The organism is Pseudomonas sp. (assembly GCF_030698175.1).
Taxonomy (GTDB): Bacteria; Pseudomonadota; Gammaproteobacteria; order Pseudomonadales; family Pseudomonadaceae; genus Aquipseudomonas.
Window position 1 is genome coordinate 58,032 of the sequence record NZ_JAUYNT010000018.1, and the last position, 16,733, is coordinate 74,764.

At 56.5% G+C, this 16,733-nt stretch carries 15 protein-coding genes; 2 read left to right on the plus strand and 13 right to left on the minus strand.

Features of this window, described 5'->3' with window-relative positions:
- Positions 1–12: 12 nt before the first annotated feature.
- From lpxA to rpsB, 13 genes are all read right to left on the minus strand, one after another.
- Entirely contained in the window at positions 13–789 is a 777-nt protein-coding gene (lpxA, locus tag Q8R10_RS09200; RefSeq protein ID WP_305653075.1) for an acyl-ACP--UDP-N-acetylglucosamine O-acyltransferase, read from the minus strand.
- Positions 786–1,226: a 3-hydroxyacyl-ACP dehydratase FabZ gene (fabZ, locus tag Q8R10_RS09205; protein WP_305653077.1), complete on the minus strand. Its 441-nt coding sequence runs from the start codon at positions 1,224–1,226 to the stop codon at positions 786–788. The genes lpxA and fabZ overlap by 4 nt, the downstream gene beginning before the upstream one ends.
- A gap of 48 nt (positions 1,227–1,274) precedes the next feature.
- Positions 1,275–2,336 (minus strand): UDP-3-O-(3-hydroxymyristoyl)glucosamine N-acyltransferase, encoded by a 1,062-nt coding sequence (gene lpxD, locus Q8R10_RS09210; protein ID WP_305653079.1) that lies wholly within the window; start codon positions 2,334–2,336, stop codon positions 1,275–1,277.
- Positions 2,336–2,839 (minus strand): OmpH family outer membrane protein, encoded by a 504-nt coding sequence (locus Q8R10_RS09215; protein ID WP_305653081.1) that lies wholly within the window; start codon positions 2,837–2,839, stop codon positions 2,336–2,338. The genes lpxD and Q8R10_RS09215 overlap by 1 nt, the downstream gene beginning before the upstream one ends.
- Positions 2,840–2,890: 51 nt before the next feature.
- A complete protein-coding gene (gene bamA / locus Q8R10_RS09220) occupies positions 2,891–5,293 on the minus strand; it encodes an outer membrane protein assembly factor BamA (RefSeq protein WP_305653083.1) in 2,403 nt (800 codons plus the stop codon).
- Positions 5,294–5,379: 86 nt separating this feature from the next.
- On the minus strand, positions 5,380–6,732 hold the full coding sequence (gene rseP / locus Q8R10_RS09225; RefSeq protein ID WP_305653085.1) for an RIP metalloprotease RseP: 1,353 nt from the start codon (positions 6,730–6,732) through the stop codon (positions 5,380–5,382).
- 15 nt (positions 6,733–6,747) lie between these two features.
- Positions 6,748–7,938 carry a 1-deoxy-D-xylulose-5-phosphate reductoisomerase gene (gene ispC / locus Q8R10_RS09230; RefSeq protein ID WP_305653087.1) on the minus strand — a complete coding sequence of 397 codons (1,191 nt, stop codon included), beginning with the start codon at positions 7,936–7,938 and terminating at the stop codon, positions 6,748–6,750.
- Entirely contained in the window at positions 7,935–8,750 is an 816-nt protein-coding gene (locus Q8R10_RS09235; RefSeq protein ID WP_305653089.1) for a phosphatidate cytidylyltransferase, read from the minus strand. The genes ispC and Q8R10_RS09235 overlap by 4 nt, the downstream gene beginning before the upstream one ends.
- Entirely contained in the window at positions 8,750–9,502 is a 753-nt protein-coding gene (uppS, locus tag Q8R10_RS09240) for a polyprenyl diphosphate synthase (protein WP_305653091.1), read from the minus strand. Before uppS ends, Q8R10_RS09235 begins: the two co-directional genes overlap by 1 nt.
- Positions 9,503–9,516: 14 nt before the next feature.
- The gene (frr, locus tag Q8R10_RS09245; RefSeq protein WP_305653093.1) at positions 9,517–10,074 is read right to left on the minus strand and encodes a ribosome recycling factor; all 558 of its coding nucleotides are present in this window, start codon (positions 10,072–10,074) and stop codon (positions 9,517–9,519) included.
- Positions 10,071–10,814 carry a UMP kinase gene (gene pyrH, locus Q8R10_RS09250; protein ID WP_305653095.1) on the minus strand — a complete coding sequence of 248 codons (744 nt, stop codon included), beginning with the start codon at positions 10,812–10,814 and terminating at the stop codon, positions 10,071–10,073. Before pyrH ends, frr begins: the two co-directional genes overlap by 4 nt.
- A 218-nt stretch (positions 10,815–11,032) precedes the next feature.
- Positions 11,033–11,902 carry a translation elongation factor Ts gene (gene tsf / locus Q8R10_RS09255; protein ID WP_305653097.1) on the minus strand — a complete coding sequence of 290 codons (870 nt, stop codon included), beginning with the start codon at positions 11,900–11,902 and terminating at the stop codon, positions 11,033–11,035.
- 219 nt (positions 11,903–12,121) lie between these two features.
- Complete coding sequence (rpsB, locus tag Q8R10_RS09260; protein ID WP_305653099.1) at positions 12,122–12,874, minus strand: 30S ribosomal protein S2; 753 nt, start codon at positions 12,872–12,874, stop codon at positions 12,122–12,124.
- A 282-nt stretch (positions 12,875–13,156) separates the two neighbouring features.
- Here rpsB and map point away from each other — a divergent pair, with 282 nt between their 5' ends.
- Together map and Q8R10_RS09270 are read left to right on the plus strand one after the other, a co-directional pair.
- Positions 13,157–13,954 (plus strand): type I methionyl aminopeptidase, encoded by a 798-nt coding sequence (gene map / locus Q8R10_RS09265; protein WP_305653101.1) that lies wholly within the window; start codon positions 13,157–13,159, stop codon positions 13,952–13,954.
- Between the two features lie 45 nt (positions 13,955–13,999).
- On the plus strand, positions 14,000–16,699 hold the full coding sequence (locus tag Q8R10_RS09270; protein ID WP_305653102.1) for a [protein-PII] uridylyltransferase: 2,700 nt from the start codon (positions 14,000–14,002) through the stop codon (positions 16,697–16,699).
- Positions 16,700–16,733: the final 34 nt, after the last annotated feature.

The following is a 16,733-nucleotide window of genomic DNA, read 5'->3' on the forward strand; positions in this document are numbered from 1 at the left end:
TAGCGGAGCTGTTCAGCGGGTAATACCGCGAGTGGAGGCCTGAACCGAGTCGCGAAACAGCGCCACTTCGGGATACTGCGTAGCCAATTCGCTCATTTCACTCAAGGCTTGCTCGATGGTCAGGCCTTGGCGGTAGACGATCTTGTAGCAGCGCCGTAACGCTTGAATGGCCTCGGCGCTGAAACCACGACGACGCATGCCTTCAAAATTCATGCTGCGCGCTTCGGCCGGGTTACCGACCACGGTGACGAACGCCGGCACATCTTTGCCAATCGCCGTGCCCATGCCGGAGAAGCTATGGGCGCCAATCCGGCAAAACTGATGCACCAGGGTAAAACCGGAGAGAATCGCCCAGTCATCGATTAATACATGACCCGCCAACGCGGTGTTATTGACCAGAATGCAGTGGTTGGCAATCACACTGTCATGACCAATATGAACATAAGCCATGAGCAAATTGTGATCGCCGATGGTGGTCTCTGAACGGTCTTGAATGGTGCCACGGTGAATGGTCACACCTTCGCGAATCACGTTGTGATCGCCAATCACCAGGCGGGTATCTTCACCTTTGTATTTCAAATCTGGGGTGTCTTCACCAACCGAAGAGAACTGATAAATTCGATTGTGCCGACCAATCTTGGTTGGCCCTTTGATAATGACGTGCGGGCCAATAACTGTACCCTCAGCGATCTCCACATCAGGCCCAATGATCGACCAAGGGCCGACCTGAACGTCATCCGCCAGTTTGGCTGACGGATCGATGATGGCGCGAGGGTCAAGCAAACTCATATTTTGCGATCCGCACAGATAATTTCAGCCGAGCAAACACTTTTGCCATCGACAGTGGCCTTACAGGCAAACTTCCAGATGCTGCGCTTGCAGCTAATAAAAGTAGCCTCCAGCACCAGCTGATCGCCCGGCACCACGGGCTGGCGAAAACGCAGTTTGTCAGAACCAACGAAGTAATAGAGCACTCCATCATCAGGCTTAATGCCCATCATTTTGAAACCCAGAATCCCGGCCGCTTGCGCCATGGCTTCAATGATCAGCACACCCGGCATAATCGGAAACTGCGGAAAGTGCCCGGTAAAAAACGGCTCATTGATGCTGACATTTTTGTAAGCACGGATCTGCTTAGCGTCTAGATCCAAATCCACGACCCGATCGACCAGCAAGAACGGATAGCGATGGGGTAAGTATTCACGAATCTGGTTGATGTCCATCATATACGGGGAAGCCTGTAGTAAAAGTTAGTGCCGCGTAACATTCGCGGATCAGGGCTCTGAAGAGTCCTGATCCTTTGCGGTCACGGCTGCCAGACGTTTTTCGAGTTGCTGCAGACGTTTAGCCATGTCATCGAGCTGGCGAAAGCGCGTGGCACTTTTGCGCCATTCGGCCGAAGGCTGCATGGCCGTGCCCGAGGAGTAAGAGCCCGGTTCGGTAATTGAACGGGTGATCATGGTCATGCCGGTAATGAAAACGTTATCGCAAACTTCAATATGACCGACCAACCCCGCTCTGCCCGCGATCATGCAATGCTTGCCGACCTTGCTGCTACCGGAAATACCTGAACCACCGGCCATCGCCGTGTGATCACCGATCTGCACGTTGTGCGCGACCATGATCTGGTTATCCAGCTTCACGCCGTTGCCGATAATGGTATCTGCCAGCGCGCCGCGATCGATGGTGGTATTGGCGCCAACTTCAACGTCGTCGCCCAAGGTGACGCCACCGATCTGGGCAATCTTCTGCCAGATGCCTTTCTCATTGGCAAAACCAAAACCGTCGGCGCCCAACACCGCGCCGGACTGAATCACCACTCGCTTGCCAATACGCACGTCGTGATAAAGGGTCACGCGCGGCGCGAGCCAGCCATCGGCATCGATCTGCGAGCGCGCACCAATAAAGCAATGGGCGCCAATGCTCACGCCGGCGCCAATCTGCGCAGCACTCTCAACCACTACATAAGGGCCAATACTGGCGCTGGCATGCACCTGCGCATCGGCCGCGATGAGCGCGGTCGGGTGCACGCCGGCAGCCGCTACTGGCTTGCGATCAAACAGATGGGACAGCTGCGCGTAAGCCAGATAGGGATTGGCCACCAGCAAGGCGTCGCCGGCGTAGCCTTCGGCATCCGCAGGGGTCAACAGCAAGGCAGCGGCCTGGGTATCGGCAAGGTATTTACGATATTGCGGGTTGGCTAAAAAACTCAGCTGTCCAGCTTGCGCCTCTTGCAAGGTCGCCAGACCGCTGATTTGTTTATCCGCCGCACCGCGCAAGGTTGCGCCCAAGCGTTCGGCCAACTGGCCGAGAGTGAAAACTACCGCGCTCATCATTAACGCTGCTGATTCATGCGCTCAATAACTTGGCGGGTGATGTCGTACTGCGGTTTCACATCAACCACGGCGCCACGCTCGAGTACTAAGTCATAGTTGCCTTGCTTGATAACCTCTTCCACTGCTTTATCAAGCTTTGGTTTCAACTGCTTAAGCATTTCACGATCAGCAATGGCTTTGGCTTCATTCAGCTCTTTAGACTGAAATTGGAAATCGCGGGCTTTTTGCTTGAACTCCAATTCAAGGCGTTCACGCTCGCCTTGCTGCAATTTCTCGCCACCCTTTACCAATTTATCCTGAATGCTTTTAGCGCCACCTTCGAGTGACTTCAACTTGGTCAACTGCGGACCAAATTTCTTCTCGGCGTCTACCGCATAACGCTTGGCAGAGTCCGACTCCAGCAGCGCCATTTGATAGTTCATCACGGCGATTTTCATCTCAGCGAAAGCTGGAGTGGCCATCAAAGCTGCCATGCACAGAACCACTTGAGTCAACTTACGCACTTTGTTACTCCTGCAACGAAACTGTTGTCGTTAGTAAAAATTAAACGTGGATTAAAAGGTTTGGCCGAGCGAGAACTGGAAAATCTGGGTTTCGGCGTTATCCGGTTTCTTGATCGGTGCAGCCAAGCTGAAGCTCAGTGGGCCAAAGCCGGTAATCCAGGTTAGGCCAACACCGGTAGAAATAGCCAAGTCACCAAGATTGGGGGACTCGCATTCGCCCGCCTCATAACCGTCACAGTTGGTCTGGAAGACATTACCGACGTCCAAAAACAACGAGGTTCGTAGCGAGCTCTGATCTTTGATAAAGGGCAGCGGGAACAGCAACTCGGCACCACCTTGAACCAGCACGTTACCGCCGAACGGCAGCGGATCCTGGTCTGGATCGGTGTAGATGCCAGTCGCTGGATTGTAACCATTAACGTTAGCTGGACTGTTTGCCGGCTGGGTTGGATAAGCCCGGCTCGGCGTGCTTCTTGGACCCAGCGAACTGTCCTTGAAACCGCGAACCGAACCAAAACCGCCAGCATAGTAGTTTTCATAGAATGGCAAGCCGTCGCTCGAACCATAGCCATCGCCATAACCCAATTCGGTATGGAGCCGCAGCGTGGTGGCTTGGGTCAGCGGCTTAAACACCTGACCGCGGTAATCCAACTTAAAGAACGACAGGTCGCTGCCCGGCACCGTGGCCTGCAGCACCACGCTTTGCGAGTTGCCACGGGTGGCCAGCACGCCTTTATTCAAGGTTGAATCCGACCAGCCAACTGATGCTTTAAAGTTAGTAAAGCCCTCGCCTTCATTGGCAATAAAATCCTGAATCTGCTGCACGGTATAGCTGCCGCTGCTCAGATCATCCTGCTGCACGGTCAAGCCATAGGTCAGGCGCGATGTATCAGTGATAGGGTAGCCAATGGTTGCGCCAACCCCTTTACTGTCAATCGAATAACTCGATACATCGGTGTTCAGCTCATCATAATCAGTCTTACGGAAGAAGGCGTTGTAGCCCAAGCTGACGCCATCAACAGTCCAGTAGGGATCAACAAAACCAAAGTTCAGCGCACTCTGATACTCACTGCGCGTGACACCAAAGTTAACCTTGTTACCGGTGCCGAGGAAGTTGTTCTGACTGATGGAACCGCCGAGGATCAAACCGGCGTTCTGAGCAAAACCAACGCTGGCGGTAATCGAGCCAGAGGCTTGTTCTTCAACGCTGTAGTTGACGTCAACCAGGTCATCACTACCCGGCACTTTCGGGGTTTCGACGGTAACTTCCTTGAAATAGCCCAAACGTTCTAAACGCACCTTCGACTGATCAATCAGGTAAGTCGAGGCCCAACCGTCTTCCATCTGGCGCATTTCGCGGCGCAGCACTTCGTCTTCAGTCTTGGTGTTACCACGGAAGTTAATCCGGTTAACGTAAGCACGCTTAGCTGGGTCAACCACAAAGGTAATGGCAACCGTATGTTTATCATCATTGGCTTCAGGCAAGCCGTTGACGTTAGCAAAGGTATAACCATCGTTACCCAAGCGGCGAGTCAGCAACTCTGAGGTGGTGGTCATCAGCTTGCGCGAGAACACCTGGCCCGGCTGCACCAGCAGCAACGCCTTCAACTCTTGCTCAGGAACCTTTAAGTCACCGCTGAGCTTGACGTCGCTGACGGTGTATTTATCGCCTTCATCGACGTTAACCGTGATGTAAACGTGTTGTTTGTCTGGGGTGATAGAGACCTGCGTCGAGGTGATATCCATGTGGATATAGCCGCGATCGAGGTAGTAGGAACGCAAGCGCTCCAAGTCGCCGGAGAGTTTTTCCCGCGAGTATTTGTCATCGCTTTTGAAGAACGACAACCAGTTGGTGGTTTTCAGCTCAAACAGGTCACCGAGATCTTCATCGCTGAACACACTGTTGCCGACCACGTTGATGTGTTGAATGGCCGCAACCGAGCCTTCGTTGATATTGATCTTCAGCGCCACGCGATTACGCGGCTGCGGCACCACTTCGGCTTCAATCTCGGCCGAGTAGCGGCCTTGGGATACATATTGGCGATGCAGCTCGTTACGCACACCTTCGAGGGTGGCGCGTTGGAAAATCTCGCCTTCGGCCAGACCCGACTGAGTCAACCCCTTGAGCAGGTCTTCGGTTTTGATCGCCTTGTTACCTTCAATCTCGATACCGGAGATCGATGGCCGTTCGACCACACTAACAATCAGCACATCGCCATCGCGACCGAGCTGGATATCTTGGAAGAAACCGGTTTTAAACAACGCCCGTGTCGCTTCAACCAACTGGCGGTCGTCGACTTTCTCGCCGACGTTAACTGGCAAAGCGCCGAACACGCTGCCAGCGGAAACCCGCTGCAAGCCGTTAACGCGGATATCGGAGACAGTGAAGGACTCAGCGTGAACTTCAGTGATCATCAGTGCGGCGAGCACCGCAGTTAGGAGCAGACGTTTCATGAAGTCCTTTCTTTTATTAACTGACAATAAAAATCTGCTGCAAAAGGCGGCAGATTCAAAACAGGCTAACAGCTTGCGCTTGCGACTTAGAGCCGACCCAGATCGTTTACCAAGGCGAGTAGCATTATGCCGACGATCATACTGATACCGATCTGCATGCCCCACCCTTGCACCCGCTCTGACAAGGGGCGCCCACGAGCCCACTCGACCAAATAAAACAGCAGATGCCCCCCATCCAGCACGGGTATCGGCAATAAGTTCAGCACCCCCAGGCTAATACTCAGATAAGCCAGGAAATTAAGAAAATCCCCGAAACCCGACTGAGCAGAAGCGCCCGCCACTTTAGCAATGGTTATCGGCCCACTCAAGTTTTTTACCGAGAGCTCGCCAATCAGCATCTTTTTCATCGAATTAAGCGTCAGCACACTCATGGTCCAGGTGCGCTGCAAGCCTTCAACCACGGCCTCAGCCGGATTGAAGCGGACTTCTCGGAGCATATCCGCCGGCCACTCGGGGGCCTGCACTCCGGCGCCCAGATAACCACTGCGAGCCTTGTCCTCACCGCGCGCGGCCAGCGTCACCGGCACTTCGATGGTTTGATCGCCGCGCCGCACACTAAACAGCACCCGCTGCGCAGCCAAGCCGCGCACCTGCTCGACGACTTGCTGCCATTGGGTCAGTGGCGCGCCGTTAAGCGCCAACAGCCGATCACCCACTTTAAGCCCGGCCGCCAGGGCTGGACCTTCTGGATCAAATTCGGCCAACACTGGCGCAATTTCTGGGCGCCACGGACGAACCCCCAACGCACTAATTGGATCCGGCTCAGCCACCCCCTGCAACCAGTCGTGCAACTGCAATTGATGAGCGGTTTCTACATTGGAGCCCGCTTCACGCACCAACACCTCAAGGGTGCCGCTCTCGCCCAAGCGCCGCACCAACTGCAGGTTAACCGCCGCCCAGCCGCTGACAGGCTCGCCATCGACTGCAACCAACTCTTGACCGGCGACCAAGCCTGCACTGGCAGCCAAGCTGGCCGGCTCAACAGCACCAATCACCGGGCGCACCTGCTGGCTGCCGAGCATGGCCAGCAACCAGAAAAATACGAAGGCGAGAATAAAGTTTGCCAGCGGCCCAGCCGCCACTATGGCGATGCGCTGCCTCACTGGCTTACGGGTGAAGGCTTGCTCCAACAGCTCCGGCGGCACTTCGCCTTCGCGCTCATCGAGCATCTTCACGTAGCCGCCAAGCGGAATTGCCGCCAGCACGAACTCCGTGCCTTGACGGTCGTGCCAACGCAGCAGCGGCGTACCAAAACCAACCGAGAAGCGCAGAACTTTCACCCCACAGCGGCGCGCCACCCAAAAATGTCCAAATTCATGAATGGTCACCAACACCCCAAGGGCGATCAGGGTGCCGAAAAACATATAGAGCGCACTCATTGACTCTCTCCGAAGCTAGCGTTCATGGCGCTGCAACCATTGCCCTGCAAGTTGACGGGCCTGAGCATCGGCCTGAAAAACGCACTCAAGGCTTTCGACCGCAACTGTCGGCGCAAGATTCAATACTTCGCTGATGACATTGGCGATCTCGGGAAAGCGAATACGCCGCTGCAAGAATGCCTGCACCGCCACCTCATTGGCCGCATTCAGCAGCGCCGGCGCGCTACCGCCGGCGTCGGCCGCATCACGGGCAAGGCGCAAACAGGGGAAGCGCGACTCATCGGGCGCCTGAAAATCCAGCCGTGCGATGGCAAACAAATCCAACGGCGCCACACCCGAATCAATCCGCTCCGGCCACGCCAAGGCATGACTAATGGGGGTGCGCATATCCGGGTTGCCCAACTGCGCCAACACCGAGCCATCCACATAGTCGACCAGCGAATGAATCACGCTTTGCGGATGGATCAACACTTCGATTTGCGCAGGCTTGGCATCGAACAACCAGCAGGCCTCGATCAACTCCAGGCCTTTGTTCATCATGCTGGCGGAGTCGACCGAGATTTTCCGCCCCATCGACCAGTTCGGATGGGCGCAGGCCTGCTCAGGCGTAACGGCCTGCAACTGCTCAAGTGGCGTCTGCCGAAAAGGTCCGCCAGAGGCGGTCAGCAAGATCCGCCGCACCCCGACCTGAATTAAGCCGCGCCCATAATCGCCAGGCAAGCATTGGAAGATCGCATTGTGTTCGCTGTCGATCGGCAGCAAGACCGCGCCACTTTTACGCACCGCCTGCATAAACAAGGCGCCGGACATTACCAAGGCTTCCTTGTTGGCCAGCAGCACTTTTTTGCCTGCCTCGACGGCGGCCAGAGTCGGCTTTAAACCGGCGGCGCCGACAATGGCGGCCATGACCGCATCGACCTCAGGATGGGCAGCCACTTCGCACAAGCCCGCCTCGCCGACCAACACCTCGGTACTTAAGCCAGCGGCCTGTAGCGCGCCTTGCAACTCAAGGGCCACAACAGCAGTAGGCACCACCGCAAAGCGCGGATGGAAACGTCGACACAGAGTTTCTAACTCCAACAGGCGACTAAAACCACTGAGGGCAAACACCTGATAGCGCTCAGGGTGGCGAGCGATGACATCCAGGGTGCTCAGGCCGATCGAGCCCGTAGCCCCCAGCACGCTGATCTGCTGCAGTTGACTCACAACTGACCCCAGCCAACCGCCCAGAGCAGCAGCGCAAAGATTGGAATCGCCGCCGTCAGGCTATCGATCCGATCAAGAATGCCGCCATGCCCGGGCAATAAATTACTGCTGTCTTTAATCCCGGCCTCACGCTTAAACAGGCTTTCGGTCAGATCACCGACCACCGAAACCATCACCAGCAACGCCGTGCAGGCCAGCGCCAGCAACAACTCAGACCCCGACCAGTGGCGATACAAACCAACGCTCAAGGCAATCAACAAACAGGTCAGCAGGCCACCCAACACGCCCTCCCAACTCTTGCCGGGACTGACATGCGGCGCCAACTTACGCTTGCCAAAGGTGCGCCCTGCGAAATAGGCGCCAATATCGGCGCCCCAGACCAACACCATCACCGCGATGATCAAGCCATTACCCAACGGCCACTGCTTGAGCAGCATCAGCCCCTGCCAGGCCGGCAACAGGATCAACAGACCTATCAGCGGCTTGCTCAGCGACCCATGCAAATACGCTTTACTGCGCGGATAACTCACCACTAGCAACGTCGCCAGCAACCACCAAATCAAAGCGGCAAGCAGCAACCAAGGCGCCAACTGCGGTAGCAAATAAAGCACATACAACAAGCCCGCAACCACGGCGCCATAGGCAATCCGCAGAGGCTGTGCGTTAAAGCCAGCCAACTGCGCCCACTCCCAGCCACCCAGGGTCACTACCGCGCCGATAAACAACGCAAACTGCCAGCCATCCAGGAGGAAGAAACCGCCCAAAGCCACCGGCAATAACCACAGCGCAGTAATGATTCGTTGCTTAAGCATTATTGGCGGGCCTCAGCTTGCACTTGCTCGCTCGTTTTACCGAAGCGGCGTTGGCGCGTAGCGTAATCAGCCAGCGCAGCGCGCATGGCATGGTGTTTGAAGTCCGGCCAGAACAGCTCGGAAAAATACAACTCGGCGTAGGCCAACTGCCACAGCAAGAAATTGCTGATCCGGTGTTCGCCACCGGTACGAATACACAGATCCGGCAATGGCAGCCCCGCCGTTACCAACTGCCCTTCAAGCAACTGCGCATCGATTTGCTCAACTTGCAGCGTACCGGCCTGAACCTTGCGTGCCAACGCTTGCGCGGCCTGGACGATATCCCACTGGCCACCGTAGTTGGCCGCTACCTGCAGGACAAACTTACTCGGCCCGGCGGTTTCCGCCTCAGCCGCCAGCATGGCGGCCTGCAACTCCGGATGAAAACGCGAGCGATCGCCAATGATCCGCAGGCTGATTTCATTCTCTTTGAGCTTTTTCGCCTCGCGACGTAATGCCCGCAGAAACAACTCCATCAACGCGCTGACTTCTTCGGCGGGGCGCTGCCAGTTTTCACTGGAGAAGGCGAACAGGGTCAGGACCTCAACACCGGCCTCGGCGCATACCTTGATGACCGCACGCACGGCATCAACGCCGGCTTTATGCCCGGCAACACCGGGCAGCAGACGCTTTTTGGCCCAGCGATTGTTGCCATCCATGATGATCGCAACATGCCGTGGCACAGCAACAGGCACTAAGTTAGTCTTATCCATGACGGTACTGACCGTTAAACGGCCATCAAATCCGCTTCTTTCTGCTTCACGGCCACTTCGATCTCAGCCACAAACTTGTCAGTTAGCTTCTGCACATCATCGGCCGCGCGACGCTCTTCGTCTTCGCTGATATCTTTGTCTTTAACCAGGTCTTTCAACTGGCTCAAGGCATCACGGCGGATATTGCGCACAGCCACACGACCATCTTCCGCCGCATCACGCGCCTGCTTGGTAAAGCCCTTACGGGTTTCTTCCGTCAGCGCCGGCATGGAGATCAGCAGCAACTCGCCCAAGTTGGTCGGATTGAAACCCAGACCGGAACTCTGGATCGCCTTATCGACGGCCGCCAGCATATTGCGCTCGAAAGCCACCACTTGCAGGGTGCGCGAATCCTTGACGGTCACGTTGGCAACCTGATTCAACGGCGTGTCGGCGCCGTAGTAAGGCACCATCACGCCACCCAGAATGCTTGGGTGTGCCTGGCCGGTACGGATACGGCTAAATGCATGGAGCAACGACTCCAGGCTCTTTTGCATACGTTCTTGAGTGTCTTTCTTGATCTCATTGATCATTGCTTGTTCTCCTCAATCAGAGTTCCTTCGGCGCCACCGAGGACGATATTTAACAGCGCGCCGGGCTTGTTCATATTGAACACCCGCAATGGCATGTTGTGGTCACGGCACAGGCAGATAGCAGTCAAATCCATCACGCCGAGCTTGCGATCCAATACTTCGTCGTAGCTCAGGTGATCGAACTTTTCCGCATGCGGGTCTTTGAACGGGTCAGCAGTGTAAACGCCATCCACCTTAGTCGCCTTCAACACCACGTCGGCGTCAATTTCAATGGCGCGCAGGCAGGCAGCAGAGTCGGTGGTGAAAAACGGATTACCGGTGCCGGCGGCAAAGATCACCACTTCACCGGTTTTCAGATGACGCATGGCCTTGCGGCGATCATAGTGATCGGTCACGCCGACCATGCTAATGGCCGACATCACCAGAGCCGGGATGTTCGAACGCTCCAGCGCATCGCGCATGGCCAAGGCGTTCATCACAGTGGCAAGCATGCCCATGTGGTCGCCAGTGACGCGATCCATGCCCGCAGCACTCAGCGCCGCTCCACGAAACAGGTTACCGCCACCGATCACCAAACCGACCTGAACGCCAATGCCGACCAACTGGCCAACTTCCAGCGCCATCCGATCAAGCACCTTAGGATCAATACCGAAGTCTTCCGAGCCCATCAAGGCTTCGCCGCTTAGCTTGAGTAAAATGCGGTTATAGCGCGGTTGACGACCATTGACCTGCTGAGCCATGCGTATTTCTCCTGCGGCGTTTAAAGACTGTGCGCACACGACTGAGCAATGCTCGCCGCGTTTGCGATTATGAACGGTCGCCTGAGCAACGTCAGCAGCACTTTGTGTCTTAACGCAAAAGTGCTGCGCAGCTGCAAGCGAAACTGCCGCCCCTATTTGACAAAGAGGCCGCGCGCGTTAGCGGGCAGCCTCTCTGGGGCGACAGCGGTTAAGCGGTCTTACTTCTGGCTGGCAGCCAGTTGTGCAGCAACTTCAGCGGCGAAGTCAACTTCACCCTTATCAATGCCTTCACCCACGCCGTAGCGGGTGAAAGAAATGATTTCAGCGCCGGCTTTCTTGGCCAAAGCACCAACAGTCAGCTCTGGGTTTTTAACGAAAGGCTGCTCAACCAAGCTGGCTTCAGCGAGGAACTTCTGGATGCGACCAGCAATCATTTTTTCAACGATTTCGGCTGGCTTACCCTTCATTTTGTCTTCGTTCAGGCTCATGAACACAGCCTTCTCGCGAGCAACAGCCTCTTCAGACACTTCGGAAGTGTGCAGGAACTCAGGATTGCTTGCCGCTACGTGCATGGCGATGTCGCGAGCCAGTTCGCTGTCGCCGCCTTTCAGAGAAACGATTACGCCGATCTTGTTGCCGTGCAGGTAAGCGCCCAACACATCGCCTTCAACGCGGGTCAAACGACGGATATTGACGTTCTCGCCAACCTTACCAACCAGTTCAACCCGAGCAGTTTCGCGCGAAGCAACCAGTGGAGCGGCGTCGGTCAGCTTCTCGGCCAGAGCCTGGTCGATGCTGTCGCTAACGAATTTCTTGAAATCGTCCTGCAGGGCCAGGAAGTCAGTCTGCGAGTTCACTTCCATGATCACGGCAGTCTTGTTGTCATCGCTCAACTTAACCGCGATAGCACCTTCGGCAGCCACGTTGCCAGCTTTCTTGGCAGCCTTGATGGCGCCAGACGCGCGCATGTCGTCGATGGCTTTTTCGATGTCGCCGCCGGCCTTGGTCAAGGCCTTTTTGCAATCCATCATGCCTTCGCCGGTGCGCTCGCGCAGTTCTTTAACCATTGCTGCTGTAATTTCTGCCATGTCTAAAATCCTCTTGGATAGGTTTTAACCATTCCACCCGCATAACGGGCGATCAATTCTTTGCTCGCAGTACCGCACTCAATTCGCGAGTCGGCGCAGACAGAGGCCTAAGCCGCAGCCCTCACCACTCACTGATACATCCGAGCACTCAATTCGCGAGTGGCAAAAAGGGGGCTTAGCCCCCTTTTTGCGTACTGACAGACGCTAGGCGTCTTTTACTCAGCCTTCGGCAGCTTCAGCAGCTGGTGCTTGAGCAACAAACTCTTCAGCCAACACTGTGCCGCCATTGGCATTGTTGCGACCACGGATTACCGCGTCAGCCATGGCAACCATGTACAGCTGGATGGCGCGAATGGCGTCATCGTTACCTGGAATGATGTAATCAACACCTTCTGGGCTGCTGTTGGTGTCGACGATGCCGATTACCGGAATGCCCAGCTTGTTGGCTTCGGTGATGGCAATGCGTTCGTGATCAACGTCGATAACGAACAATGCGTCAGGCAGGCCGCCCATGTCCTTGATACCACCAAGGCTGCGATCCAACTTGATCAGATCACGCGAACGCATCAGCGCTTCTTTCTTGGTCAGCTTGGTGAAAGTACCGTCTTGCGACTGAATTTCCAGGTCGCGCAGGCGCTTGATCGAGGCACGAATGGTTTTGTAGTTGGTGAGCATGCCGCCCAACCAACGGTGATCAACGAACGGCGAGCCGCAACGAGCAGCTTCTTCGCGGATGATCTTGCCAGCAGCACGCTTGGTGCCGACGAACATGATTTTGTTTTTGCCCGAAGCCAGTTTCTCAACGAAAGCCAAAGCTTCGTTGAACATAGGCAGGGTTTTTTCCAGGTTGATGATGTGGATCTTGTTACGCGCACCGAAAATGTACTTACCCATTTTCGGGTTCCAGTAACGGGTCTGGTGACCGAAGTGCACACCGGCCTTCAGCATATCGCGCATATTAACGTAGGACATTTTTGTTCCTTAAATTAAATAGGGTTAGGCCTCCACGCATCCCAATGACCAACTTGCAGAGTCTCTCTACAAGCACCCAGGTCACCGTGTCGATACGTGTGTGGGTTTAAGCTCTACCGGCACTGCCCGTAAAGCGGCGCACTTTATATCACAAGATCGACCACGGCGAAACCGCTAAAGGCTATCGATAACTGCCACTGCACTGGGTGGCTCGACCGTCTGGGTCTGTTAGAATCGCGCCTTTGTGTATTGCCTTGCGTCCAGCGCACTGAGAGAGCCCGCATGACCGTCACTATTAAGACGCCAGCTGAAATCGAAAAAATGCGTATTGCCGGCCGCCTCGCCGCCGAAGTACTGGAGATGATCGGCGAGCACGTCAAACCTGGCGTCACCACCGACCAGCTCAATAGCATCTGCCACGACTATATAGTCAACGTGCAACAGGCGATTCCCGCGCCGCTGAACTACAAAGGCTTCCCCAAGTCGATCTGCACCTCGATCAACCATGTGGTGTGCCACGGCATTCCCAACGAGAAGCCGCTGAAAGATGGCGACGTGCTGAACATCGACGTCACCGTGATCAAAGATGGCTACCACGGCGACACCAGCAAGATGTACATGGTCGGCAAGGTCAGCGAGTGGGCCGAGAAGCTCGCACGCGTGACTCAGGAGTGCATGTACAAGGGCATAGAACTGGTAAAGCCGGGCGTACGCCTTGGCGACATTGGTGAAGTGATCCAGAAGCACGCCGAGAAAAATGGCTATTCAGTGGTGCGCGAATACTGCGGCCACGGCATCGGCGCGGTATTCCATGAAGAGCCGCAAGTGCTTCATTACGGCCGCGCCGGCACCGGCATGGAGCTGAAAGAAGGCATGTGCTTCACCATCGAGCCGATGATCAACCAGGGCCGTGCCGAAACCCGCCTGCTTGGCGACGGCTGGACCGCCATCACCAAGGACCGCAAGCTTTCGGCTCAGTGGGAGCACACCATCCTGGTCACCGCCACTGGCTATGAAATCTTCACCTTGCGCCAAGACGACACCCTGCCCCGCAGCTCCTCTGCGCAGAAGCTGGCCTAATCACCGGCCAACCCTGAACGCCATTTCAAGAAGGAACATTGCTGTATGCCGCAGGTGGATCCCGATTTGTTCGACCGCGGTCAGTTCCAGGCTGAATTAGCGCTCAAAGCCAGCCCGATTGGCGCCTTTAAAAAAGCCCTGCGGCAAATCAATGCGGTGCTCGATGAGCGCTTCAAAAATGGCCGGGAAATTCGCCGCCTGATCGAAGATCGTGCCTGGTGCGTTGACCAGATCCTGCGCGAAGCCTGGGCGCGCTTCGACTGGAATCGCGAGGCCGAGATCAGCCTGGTGGCAGTCGGCGGCTATGGCCGTGGTGAGCTGCACCCGCACTCCGACATCGACTTGCTGATTCTGCTCGATAACGAAGACCAGGAGCTGTTTCGCGACTCGATCGAACAATTTCTGATGCTGCTCTGGGACATCGGTCTGGAAGTCGGGCAAAGCGTGCGCTCGGTGGCCGAATGCGCCGAAGAGGCCCGCGCCGACCTTACGATCATCACCAACCTGATGGAAAGCCGCACCATCGCCGGCCCCGAGCACCTGCGCCAGCGCATGCTGGCAGTCACCAGCCCCGAGCAAATGTGGCCGAGCAAGCACTTCTTTCTGGCCAAGCGCGATGAGCAAACCGCCCGCCACGCCAAGTACAACGACACCGAATACAACCTGGAACCCAACGTCAAAGGCTCGCCAGGCGGGCTGCGCGACATCCAGACCATCCTCTGGGTCGCCCGTCGGCAATTTGGCACGCTGAATTTGCACGCCCTGGCCGCCCAAGGCTTTTTGGTGGAGTCCGAGTCGAGCCTCATGTCGGCCTCGCAAGATTTTCTCTGGACGGTGCGCTACGCCCTGCACATGCTCGCCGGGCGCAGTGAAGACCGCCTGCTGTTTGACCATCAGCAGAAAATTGCTGGCTTACTGGGCTTTAGCGATGCCGATGGCAAGCTGGCCGTCGAGCAGTTGATGCAAAAGTATTACCGCGCGGTAATGGCGGTGGCCGAGCTCAACGACCTGATCATGCAGCACTTTGAAGAGGTAATACTGCGTCACTCCGAGAATCTGCCGGCCGAGCCGCTGAACAACCGCTTCCAGGTGCGCAATGGCTTTCTCGAAGTCACCCATCCGGACGTGTTCACCCGCACCCCCTTTGCGATTCTGGAAATCTTCGTGTTGATGGCGCAAACGCCGAATTTGCGCGGTGTGCAAGCCGACACCATTCGCCTGCTGCGAGACAGTCGGCCGCTGATCAACGACGAGTTCCGCCAAGATATTCGCAACACCAGCCTGTTTATCGAGCTGTTCAAGTCCGCCGAGGGCATTCACCGCAGCCTGCGGCGGATGAACCGCTTCGGCATTCTCGGCCGCTATCTGCCGGAGTTTGGCCGTATCGTCGGGCAGATGCAGCACGACCTGTTTCATATCTTCACTGTCGATGCGCACACCCTGAATTTGATCAAGCACCTGCGCAAGCTGGGTAAGCCTGGCGTCAGCGAGAAATTCCCGCTGGCCAGCAAACTAATCGCCACCCTGCCCAAGCCTGAGCTGATTTACCTGGCCGGCCTCTACCATGACATCGGCAAAGGCCGCGGCGGCGACCACTCGGAACTCGGCGCAGTGGATGCCGAGCTGTTCTGTCAGCGCCACCAGCTGCCGGCCTGGGATTCGCGGTTAATCGTCTGGCTGGTGAAAAACCACTTGGTGATGTCGACCACCGCCCAGCGCAAAGACCTCTCCGACCCGCAAGAGATTCACAATTTTGCCCAGCTGGTTGGCGATCAGACCCACCTCGACTATCTGTACGTGCTGACCGTGGCCGACATTAACGCCACCAACCCAACGCTGTGGAACTCCTGGCGCGCCAGCCTGTTGCGCCAGCTCTACACCGAAACCAAGCGGGCACTGCGCCGCGGCCTGGAAAACCCGGTGGACCGTGAAGAGCAAATTCGTCTGACCCAGAACGCCGCCATCGACACCCTGGTGCGCGGCGGCAATGACCAGGACGAAGCCGAACAGCTCTGGTCGCAACTGGGCGATGACTACTTCTTGCGCCACACCGCCACCGATGTGGCTTGGCACACCGAGGCCATCCTGCAGCACCCGGCTGCGGCCGGACCGTTGGTACTGCTGAAGGAAACCACCCAACGCGAGTTTGAAGGCGCCACGCAAATCTTCATTTATGCCCAAGACCAACACGACTTCTTTGCCGTGACCGTGGCCGCCATGGACCAGCTGAACCTGAGCATCCACGACGCCCGGATCATCACTTCATCCAGCCAGTTCACCCTCGACACTTACATAGTGCTGGACGCCGACGGCGGCTCGATCGGTGACAATCCGGCGCGCAGCAAAGAGATCCGCCAGGGCCTGATTGATGCCCTAAAAAACCCCGACGACTACCCGACCATTATCCAACGCCGGGTACCGCGCCAGCTCAAGCACTTCGCCTTCGCCCCGCAAGTCAGCATCCACAACGATGCCCAGCGCCCGGTCACGGTGCTCGAACTGACCGCCCCGGATCGCCCCGGCCTGCTGGCACGGATCGGCAAGATCTTTTTAGACTTCGATCTGTCACTGCAAAATGCCAAAATTGCCACCCTCGGCGAGCGAGTTGAAGACGTGTTCTTTATCACCGATGCCCGCCACCAACCGCTGGCTGATCCCGAGCTGTGCGCCCGCCTGCAGGCCGCGATTACCGCCCAACTATCCGACGCCAACGACTCCAGTACGCCAACGTCGATTCGTATTTAGGAAATTTCAAGCCCGATGAACTCTGCATTCCAAC

Bases quoted from the DNA above. Each gene is read 5' to 3' on its own strand.
- lpxA (WP_305653075.1), bottom strand. From the start codon at position 789: ATGAGTTTGCTTGACCCTCGCGCCATCATCGATCCGTCAGCCAAACTG.
- fabZ (WP_305653077.1), bottom strand. From the start codon at position 1,226: ATGATGGACATCAACCAGATTCGTGAATACTTACCCCATCGCTATCCG.
- lpxD (WP_305653079.1), bottom strand. From the start codon at position 2,336: ATGATGAGCGCGGTAGTTTTCACTCTCGGCCAGTTGGCCGAACGCTTG.
- bamA (WP_305653083.1), bottom strand. From the start codon at position 5,293: ATGAAACGTCTGCTCCTAACTGCGGTGCTCGCCGCACTGATGATCACT.
- rseP (WP_305653085.1), bottom strand. From the start codon at position 6,732: ATGAGTGCGCTCTATATGTTTTTCGGCACCCTGATCGCCCTTGGGGTG.
- Q8R10_RS09235 (WP_305653089.1), bottom strand. From the start codon at position 8,750: ATGCTTAAGCAACGAATCATTACTGCGCTGTGGTTATTGCCGGTGGCT.
- uppS (WP_305653091.1), bottom strand. From the start codon at position 9,502: ATGGATAAGACTAACTTAGTGCCTGTTGCTGTGCCACGGCATGTTGCG.
- frr (WP_305653093.1), bottom strand. From the start codon at position 10,074: ATGATCAATGAGATCAAGAAAGACACTCAAGAACGTATGCAAAAGAGC.
- pyrH (WP_305653095.1), bottom strand. From the start codon at position 10,814: ATGGCTCAGCAGGTCAATGGTCGTCAACCGCGCTATAACCGCATTTTA.
- tsf (WP_305653097.1), bottom strand. From the start codon at position 11,902: ATGGCAGAAATTACAGCAGCAATGGTTAAAGAACTGCGCGAGCGCACC.
- rpsB (WP_305653099.1), bottom strand. From the start codon at position 12,874: ATGTCCTACGTTAATATGCGCGATATGCTGAAGGCCGGTGTGCACTTC.
- map (WP_305653101.1), top strand. From the start codon at position 13,157: ATGACCGTCACTATTAAGACGCCAGCTGAAATCGAAAAAATGCGTATT.
- Q8R10_RS09270 (WP_305653102.1), top strand. From the start codon at position 14,000: ATGCCGCAGGTGGATCCCGATTTGTTCGACCGCGGTCAGTTCCAGGCT.